The sequence below is a fragment of the Aerococcus sp. 1KP-2016 genome (assembly GCF_002252085.1).
GTDB lineage: Bacteria > Bacillota > Bacilli > Lactobacillales > Aerococcaceae > Aerococcus.
On sequence record NZ_NEEY01000058.1, the window covers coordinates 1 to 9,171 of the forward strand.

Consider the following 9,171-nt stretch of genomic DNA (forward strand, 5'->3'; position numbering starts at 1 on the left):
ATAAATTCTATCGAAGTTTACGCACTGCCTCTACCACGATTAAAGGCATGGAAGCCATTCGAGGATTATATAAGAAAACCCGAAAAGAAGGCACTCTCTTCGGGTTTTCGGTCTGTACTGAAATCAAAGTATTATTGGGAATCCCAGCTTAAATCATAGATACCGTAAGGGATTTTATTCTTTATTTAAAACTTTGCAACAGAACCGTTTTTTCTCCATATATAAACAGTTTTTTCTCCATGTATTATTCTTTAACCCCTTGAAAACACTCACTTTTTTTTGACGCAAAAGAAGAAAAGATTAAAATATATAAGATAAATATATATAATAGGCTTCGCCTTTTTTTATTTTTTTCAAAAATTTAAAATCAAAGGTCAAAATCATCCAAAAAAAGAAACAGACTGCTCAAGTTTTATATTGAGCAGTCTGTTTCTTTAAATCGTGTTTATACGTGTTTATAGATCTTCTGTTTTAATTTCGTAATAGCCCTCGTAATAATAACTCGCATCAATTCCTTTAAAGAATTGTTCTTTACCTAAATCATCGGATAAAGCCTTTTGAATCAAATATTTTAATTCATTGGTGCTGACTGTACTACGGATCATGGCATTTAAATATTCATCCTTATCAATTTGATTCCAATCGACGATTTTTTGTAGTTTATTTTTAAGAATTAAATCCAACCAGATACGAGTGGCTCGTCCATTGCCTTCCCTAAAAGGATGCGCCACATTCATATCCGAGTACTTATCAATAATTTCATCAAATGTTTCTTGAGGTAATTTATCAATATATTCAAGTGTTTGCGCTAAAAAAATACGTGGCGCAAATTGAAAGTTTCCTTTCGCAATATTCACTTCTCGAATTTTTCCTGCAAAGTCGTAAATATCTTGGAATAAAAACTGATGAATATCAGATAAGCCTTGAAACGTCCCAATTTCCAGATCCTCTATTTTGCCAGACTCAAACAATTCTTTGGCTCTTTTTTTCGTTAATAACTCTTCTTGTTTAGCTAATTCTGCTGAATTTGTTAAGCCTAATTTATTATCTAAAACCAAAATATCCCCTCACTCTCTATTTTTCGGAAAGATTCTTTTGAAAATTTTTGGACGTTGATCAAACCATGTTGAAGCGGTATACATTAATCGAAAACTGCCATAAATTCCAGCACCGATTAAACCAAAACCACCTAATCCAAGAACGACTGCCCCATAAGGATGTTTAGGCTGTATTTCCATCACTGTGTCATACAAAATATGCAAACCCCAACCATCCCAGATACCTTTATAAATCCATCGTCCGATGAGAATACCGACAACTAAGAAACAGAACAGGCAGACAATGTTCGCAATCAGAATACCGTAACGTTCGACAATCTCACGTTTGCGATCTGCTTTTATCTGCTCTTTTTGTTCATTCAGTTCTTTTTTCAAAGTGAGTAATGCTTGTTTTTCAACTTGAATGTCTTTCAGTATGGTCGCTTTTAAGTTTTCTGCCTCTAAACGATGGAGTTGTTCTTGAATGGCAGACTCAATTTTTTGATTCGCAACAGCTTCTATTTTTTCTTGGTAGTCCCGAAAGTCTTTATTAACTTCTTGACGGACTAAGCGGTCTAGTTCTGGAACGTTACTGAAATCAATTTTGCCATTTTTATAAGCATTTAATACTTGAACAACGAGTTGTTCATCTTTATTCATCGACTCATCCCCCGATCATGATCTTTTGTTGGTTTCTTTTCGGACTGTACGTCTCTATTCGCTTGTTTTTCTAGGTTTTGCTGTTGTTCTTGCTCGTAATTTTTCATGTCCTTTGAAAAGCGACGTTCAAATCATCGAGGATTTTCTCTTTTGTTTGCTTTAATTTTCTTGTAACGCGTTGAGTAAGTTCTGGTACTCGTCCTGCAAACTGTTTGATTGTGTCAATAAATCGATTAATTTTTGATTCTCGCTTGAGAGCTTCTGATTTTCTTGGTTCAATTGCTTGTTCAAGGCTAACAATTTCTGATTCTCTTTGTTGAGTGTCTCGCTCAAGCGGAGTAATCGCTGGTTCTCGTTGTTCAACAGCTCTAAATTCGTTTTGTCTTGTTCGGTTTTCCAACTCATGTAAAATGGTCTCCCTTCCAAAATCAGAACCCAATCGGGTCTCTCGTGCTCGTCTTTGCTTATTATTGGCGTCTAAAAAGGCGTATGAGAACGTTTGGCCTCTTTCTGATAGAATTACACCATTATCGGATAAACGCTCTTTAAACGCCTCATATGAGCTCACAGAGACATCTTGAAGCGATTTATTGATTCTTTCTCTCAAATCATCCATGTAAGAATACTCATTTTTGGCGATTAGTTCTTTTTCTGTCTCTGTTTGGCGCTCTTTTGGTGGCTCTAAAATGTGCCAGTTTTCTCGAGAAGCGAGTCGATCATTCATTTCTCGTGCTCGTTGAACGCTTTCTCCTTTTTGTTCTCTTAATTTCTTTCCTGTCTCTAAATTGACCTTATTGACAATGATGTGGTTGTGTAAGACGTGATTTTTTCCGTCTAAATGCGTATAAACAGCGCTTTGATGGTTAGGATAAAGGTTTTCTGCTAATTCAACGCCTAAATCATTGGCTTTTTGCCAGTCTTTTTGAACTTTCGGATTCAGTTCATCTAAGGCGAAAGATTGGGTAATACGCAAGACTTGATTGGATTCTTTCGTTTGGTTATGAAGTTGTCGAATGACATCAAATTGTTCTTTGGCGATAAAGGGATCAATCCCGTTGGTTCCACCCACGGCAACTGCCCGACAATTTGTCAGCTCCACAGGACGTTCCAATTGATGGTCTTGTAGCCACTGTTCAGTTTTTTCATGCATGGGTCTGTCTTGACCTAAAGCATAATTAAGGGCGCTCGCTGCACTTGCGCCATTGCTTATTTTTGCAATTGTTGCCATAACTCTTTATACCCCTTTTGAGCTTGAGCGAGTACTCCGTATGTATAGCGTAAAGCCTCGATCAGCTCTTTATCTTGGTTGTCCATCCGATCGAATTGATTGAGTTTCTTGGCAATTTGATTTAAATTCGTCCCTTGTTTAGAGAGTTCTAGCAATAAAGCTTTTGCTTGGTCATGTTCGAGATAAGGTTTTTTTAAATGAGATTTTTGTGCTAATTTTTTCGCATAAAGATTCGGAGAGAGTCCATATGTTTCTCCTGAAATTTTCAGCTTATTGTATTGTTCTTCAGATAATCGAAATTGAATGTACTTTGTTTGATTTTGTGATACTTCTTTCTGATCCATAAATAGCCTCCTCAAAGATAAAATGCCCCAGCGCTCATTCCTCAATCGCCCTTTGTCAGTGATTTTGTAATAAGCATTACGCCCTATTCGGTTACAATCATTATAACAAAATAGAAAATATAAAACCATAAATACTGCAAGCTATCACATTGTAATACAAATCACTTCGTTCTTGTATTACAATGTTGCTTGAAAAGGGGGAAGTTTCACTTTCCCCTTTTATCCCCTTTTGATTGTGTCGATTTGCTTTACGCAAACGCCACCTACCCATTTTATAAAAATAAAATGGGCAAAAGATCTTTCTTTTTGTCATACAAAAAGAAGAAAAAAAGAGACGATTTTCTTCTTCCGAAATCGTCCCTCTTTTTCCTAAAACCATGGATGAACGAACAAAAAATCTCTCGTATTTTGTTTGTTCATCCACTAAAAATATGCGAACAGTATGGCTTCATTCAATCCTGTTCTTACAAGTCAAAAGCATCGAATCGTCCTTGGACGATTCAACAAAAAAAGTAGTCGTTTTTGGACGACTACTAAGTTCTAAACATTCATTACCCAAAATCAATTTGGTCTAACATCGTTTCTCGACTAGCTTGATCTAATCCAAGATACGTTAAGGTCATGGATTCACTTGAATGGTTTAATAAATGCATCACTAAGCCAATAATAGTTTGACTGGGTATAGACCCGATAAGCGCCTGTTTTACGCATGGTATGCGTTCCTAGATAGTTAATTCCTAAAAGATCACCAACTCGTGCCATAATCTTATAAAACTATTTCTCGGTAATAGGACGATCAGGACGAGAAGTTGAAGGAAATAACCACTCTGAATTCATGTTTTGTTGGATGAGCCATGCATGATAAAGCATTAAATCTTGTTGGACAGGTTTTAAATATAACGTATTTCCCTTACCTGTTTTTTGATCATGAATAAATGCAGTTTGTTTGACTGTTCCATCAAGATTAAAGACATCTGTTTTCTTTAATTTCATGACATCACTTACTCTTAACAAGGTCGCTTTCCCAACTTGGAAAATTGTATAGTTGCGACGACCAGCACGAAAACTATCAAGTAGTGTATCCTGCACCATTTTTAAGATATTTGAATCTTTGATATTTTTAAAAATTTTTGTACATTTTTGAAGTTAGGTCAAGTAATACTCCAAGAAGTTCATTATGATCACTAATCATATCAAATAATTGGTCTTCTGTTAAAACACCACATTTTACTGGGATTTTTCAATTTCCATATATTCAAACCATTTTTCACTACCATAAAAATTTCTTAATTCAATATAGTTATTGTAAATTGAGTTAAATTTTTCAACACTATCAATTAAATTAGTTAAGACTGGCATAAAAGTGTCATATTTGTTTTCCATTTGTTGAATCAGCTCTATATCTTTGTTATCCATTTGAGAATCCTCTCTTTTTTAGCAATTATCTCAAAAAGCAATTTTTAATGCAATCATTAGTATTTAATAAAGACCCGAATTGCTAGTTGATTATTTATATTAGGATTAATTGCTACAATCATTTCGATACAGAAAAGAAAAAATGTAAGGATACAGTCACTATTATGGCAATTCCCTCTATTAATTATTTCTGTATTCAGTATTTTTATGGGCAAGATATTTTTAGTAAAATATGGGAATGCTTATTAGTAATAGCCTTGATTGTAAGTATATATAATGAGTTACGAAGAATAAAAAAATAGACTATATTTTTCAAACTAGAAAGACAAAAAGCACCTTTTGAAAGGCGCTTTTCTAATTCAACCGTTTTCATAAACAATAAGTTCAGTACACTCCCCTTGTTTTAAATAGATTTTTGTTTTAACGCAATTTGAAGTCCAGTTGAAACTCGTGCATATCCGATATTCATTTTTTTCCTTCATTTTAATTTATTGTATCATAACTTAGAAATGTGTATATAAATGAACAAAGAATAAATTACGGGTTTATGAACAATAAAAGTAAATGATTTTAATAATCTTAATAAGAAAAGAAGAGTGTTCAGAAAATGACCATTTTATGGACATGAGATAAAAAAGAAAAACAGCCATTTCCGTTTTTCTTTTTTATCTTTGTGTCTAAATATTTGACATTAGTCCAAACAAAAGCACTTTATAAATCTTGTACAGAAAAGTGTTGCCTTTTCATTTATTCTAAAGACAATTTATGCTAAATCAATGCTCTTCACATTCTTTTATATATATTAAATTCATGTAGCCTATCTCTTTTATCTTTTGCATTATCAATATATTTAGTATAATCCTGTTTAAACTCCTCCAAACTTACTAAAGAAATATAAGAGTCATGACTATCATCATAAAGATCATTACATAGATTTTTCTTATAGCTTTGCTTTATATTCAACATATTCTTTCGTGCTAAATTGTCAAAAGATTTCAAAGTTCTACATGATTTAGTTTCTTGACAATGTGCACAATAGTGTGAACTACTTTCTAGTATCATATCTTTAGCATCATCTGTATATACTGCTACTACGCCATTTGTTCTGTTGTTATTTCTATCTTCCAAGGAGTGTCTAAGTTCATCATAAAGCCAATCATCGTAATTTCCAATCCAATTCTTTCTATAAGAAACGGCCTCTGGAGTTAATAATACAATTGTAACCGATGTATCTTTTAACTTCTCATATAGATATTCCTGAATAGTGTCCTTACTCATTTGACTTCTATCAACATCTTCTGATCTATTAATTACCTCAGTAGATTCATCAAATAAATCAACTAGTTCATCTTTAATCTCTTTTCCATCACTAAAACGAAATGAAATAAATACTTTTGTTGCCATTATCTAAATCTAACTCCTTCAATAATTTCATTTATTGTATTAAAAACTTTTATAACATCTTCGTCGTTCTCTAAATCATTCCAATAATCGTTTATATATGAATAGTCCCCTGACTCTTTCATTTCATCAAAAATTTCTTTTGCAGCAAACCCCGTAGAACCAATTGGAATTATTACTTTTCCTCTTTCTTTAGCAATCCGAAATTCCTCCATCATTCCAGATGCAAGTACTACCTCACCATTAACTAATTTATTACCAAATATAAAAATACAGATCCCAGCCTCACTGATCATTTGTTCACGATTTTCAGTCCAACGTTTAGCTAGAGACTTTTCCCCAGCATCATGTTGAGGAAAAGGAAATAATCCAAGATGCTCACTGACATGCCTATACTTAGTGTTATAAATTTCATCAAGAGCTCCATTAATAACACTACTACCTACTCCAAGTCCAAACCCTGATATAATTTTATAATTTTTGAAACAAGTGAACGCGATAAATTATAACAGAATTGATTTACCTTTTCTTGACTCCAATTTTCATTGTAATCGGAGATACTACCTGAAATAAAAATTGTATTTTTAAAATACTCTTCCTCTATTTTTAATATCAACTTAGGTATTTCAGAATAATCATCAACTAGAACTGTATCTATACCGTACCTTTTCAAATCTTCTATTTTTAATTCTTGTTTGATTTTAGCATAGCTATATTCCTCTCGATTTTTATAATCTTGCTCTAATACCTTCTTTTGAATACAATAATGATCTCTAGTACGCTCCCCAAGTAAATTTTTTATCTTTCCCAAGATGGATTCTAAATTAGGATCTTCAAAACCAAACCCCACAAACAAAAATGTTTTGGAAACTAAGTCACCTCGTAAAGCTGTTACAAATAGGGAGTTTTTCTCGCTATATCTTTCATAATCATCTTTTGAAATAACTGCATCATTAGGTGAATCTACATCACCGTGCATCTTATAAACAATCGCATCGCTATCACGAATACTGATTGCTAAATCATCTGTCTTCCTTTTTATATCTCCTCTGCGATTATTATTTTTTAAGCCATTTTCAATTACCTTATCATAATTAGTTGTCCAATATGTAGAAATTGGAAGTCGTGTTAACAGATTCATAACTTCTGTTTCTGCATATTGACTAGAAAATTGGTCAATTATTTCTTGATTCACCGAACCTCTATTTCTTTTTTTATTGATATAATATTGAGTCAGTCCTACAAGATCCGTTTCTTTTTCAATATCTAAATCAATTTCATTCGCAAACGGTGCTACAAGGTTTTTCCAGTTAACAAATCCTGCATCGACCGATGTTCCTGCACCAGCAAACACTGCTGCATTTCCTTCTTGTATAGCTTTCGAAAATTTTTTTATAAATAATTCTTTTCTCATATTACCCTCATTTCTAATTTATTATAAGCCTATAATTTTTTCCACTCTTTAAGTAAAATATCTTCGTTCCCTCTAATTTTGACATATATATTTTTTGACATTTGCAATTCAGGATAAGCTACATAGAATTTTGGAATACCTTTTCTATTTATATCTTCTGAGAAGTAAACACATATCTTCTTCCCTAATGCGTCAGCATATCCCAATTCCCAAGTACACCATTGGGAATTCAAAGTTTCTCCTGAAAAGTATAATACAAAAACATCTGATTGTTTTATACGCTCCTTGATAATATCAACTGTGGAGGCATTGCACCATTCACGCCTTAAATCGTATTTATCATTTATCCAATCTATATAAACTACCTGTCCTTTTTTATTGAACTTTTTATAGAACTCTATAATTTTTTCTTCGTCTCTAGAATTATGCGATACGAATATATCAAATCTTTTTATCTTTTCTAAATCATTAATATATAATCTCTTTTTCAATTCATCTGGTCCTTTTTTATTTTTTACAATTTCGTTATCAATAAAATTCTTCTTACCTTTCTTTTTTCTGCTCAACCTAAAAGGTAAAGATAAACTCTGAAAATATGATTGAACTTCTATTTTTAATGATTGATTTCTAATATGCCCATTTATTGCATAGAAAAACTCCCGAACTTCTTTTGAATCATACTTAGAAAGTTCTCTTATAATTTCCAATCGTTCATGTAAATCATGAGTTTTAAAGAATCTATTTCGATAATTCCTTAAATATGGAGGTTCAACTTCCTGAATATAATTTAATTTTCTCTTGCTTCTCAAGGACTCTGCTTTTAATTTTTCTAAAGATATTGTTCGGGCAGTATTTACTTTTTTTACCATCTCTTCGTTACTAGCTAGACTCTCTCTTTTTATCTTCCTAATATGTTTTGAAGTTGAAAGTATAAAACTATCAGTTTCTAAAGACATACCTTTACATCGGATTTTGGAAAGATTCTTTCTAATAATACGTTTTCCATACCAATAATTTCTTTCCCTCTCTATCAGCAATATTTTATCTGGAAACATATATTTAAAGCGTTCTATATATTCTTTATTAGAAAATTCTAATGGCATTGTTTCTATAACTTGTCCATGAGCTTTCTTAAACTGTCTTTGAAATTTTATATAAAAATTATTATACTGCCTCATTACAATCCCCATACTCAATAAGTCCCCCCCACTACTTAATATTATTTTGCAGTATATTGTCCTCTCTGTCTTTTTTCTCAATTTTACACTAAAATAGATTTCGGGAAAACTTTGCAACAGAACCGTATGGCATAACGTCCTCCTTTTAGGGTTATTATATTATTAAAATAAATAAACAGCCCCTATAATCCAAATTATAGATTATAGGGGCTGTTTTTATTTGATTTCTTAGGGGTTATTATCTAAGGTTCTGTTGCAAAGTTTTAAATCTACTATCAAATAAGATAGAATAATAGAAAAAGATTGCAGGAGGAATGACGATGAATCATTTTAAAGGAAAGCAATTTCAGCAGGATGTGATTATTATAGCCGTGGGCTACTATCTTCGTTATAACCTTAGCTATCGTGAAGTTCAAGAAATCTTATATGATCGTGGCATTAACGTTTCTCATACGACGATTTATCGTTGGGTGCAAGAATATGGCAAACTACT

The 9,171-nt window shown here is 32.5% G+C and carries 6 protein-coding genes and 5 pseudogenes; 2 read left to right on the top strand and 9 right to left on the bottom strand.

Annotated features, from left to right (window positions below):
• Window positions 1-152: pseudogene (locus tag B9P78_RS08455) on the top strand (IS6 family transposase); the annotation flags it as partial.
• Window positions 153-455: 303 nt separating this feature from the next.
• Here B9P78_RS08455 and fic read toward each other — a convergent pair.
• The 9 genes and pseudogenes from fic to B9P78_RS08510 all read right to left on the bottom strand — a co-directional run bounded on the left by fic (window position 456) and on the right by B9P78_RS08510 (window position 8,690).
• The gene (fic, locus tag B9P78_RS08460) at window positions 456-1,058 is read right to left on the bottom strand and encodes a protein adenylyltransferase Fic (protein WP_094519025.1); all 603 of its coding nucleotides are present in this window, start codon (window positions 1,056-1,058) and stop codon (window positions 456-458) included.
• Window positions 1,059-1,067: 9 nt separating this feature from the next.
• Entirely contained in the window at window positions 1,068-1,697 is a 630-nt protein-coding gene (locus tag B9P78_RS08465; protein ID WP_094519026.1) for a mobilization protein, read from the bottom strand.
• Window positions 1,694-2,925, bottom strand: a pseudogene (locus tag B9P78_RS08470) (relaxase/mobilization nuclease domain-containing protein). Before B9P78_RS08470 ends, B9P78_RS08465 begins: the two are co-directional and overlap by 4 nt.
• Window positions 2,904-3,269, bottom strand: coding sequence for a plasmid mobilization relaxosome protein MobC (gene mobC, locus B9P78_RS08475; RefSeq protein WP_094519027.1), 366 nt, complete (start codon window positions 3,267-3,269; stop codon window positions 2,904-2,906). Before mobC ends, B9P78_RS08470 begins: the two are co-directional and overlap by 22 nt.
• Window positions 3,270-3,820: 551 nt before the next feature.
• Window positions 3,821-4,361: pseudogene (locus tag B9P78_RS08485) on the bottom strand (site-specific integrase).
• Window positions 4,362-4,496: 135 nt separating this feature from the next.
• Window positions 4,497-4,685, bottom strand: a complete 189-nt coding sequence (locus B9P78_RS10340; RefSeq protein ID WP_233487820.1) for a DUF4298 domain-containing protein — start codon at window positions 4,683-4,685, stop codon at window positions 4,497-4,499.
• A 783-nt stretch (window positions 4,686-5,468) separates the two neighbouring features.
• On the bottom strand, window positions 5,469-6,089 hold the full coding sequence (locus B9P78_RS08500; protein ID WP_094519028.1) for a TIR domain-containing protein: 621 nt from the start codon (window positions 6,087-6,089) through the stop codon (window positions 5,469-5,471).
• A pseudogene (locus B9P78_RS08505) lies at window positions 6,089-7,500 on the bottom strand (SIR2 family protein). The gene B9P78_RS08500 and the pseudogene B9P78_RS08505 overlap by 1 nt, the downstream one beginning before the upstream one ends.
• A gap of 29 nt (window positions 7,501-7,529) precedes the next feature.
• Window positions 7,530-8,690 (bottom strand): toll/interleukin-1 receptor domain-containing protein, encoded by a 1,161-nt coding sequence (locus B9P78_RS08510; protein ID WP_094519029.1) that lies wholly within the window; start codon window positions 8,688-8,690, stop codon window positions 7,530-7,532.
• A 308-nt stretch (window positions 8,691-8,998) separates the two neighbouring features.
• Here B9P78_RS08510 and B9P78_RS08515 point away from each other — a divergent pair.
• Window positions 8,999-9,171: pseudogene (locus tag B9P78_RS08515) on the top strand (IS6 family transposase); the annotation flags it as partial.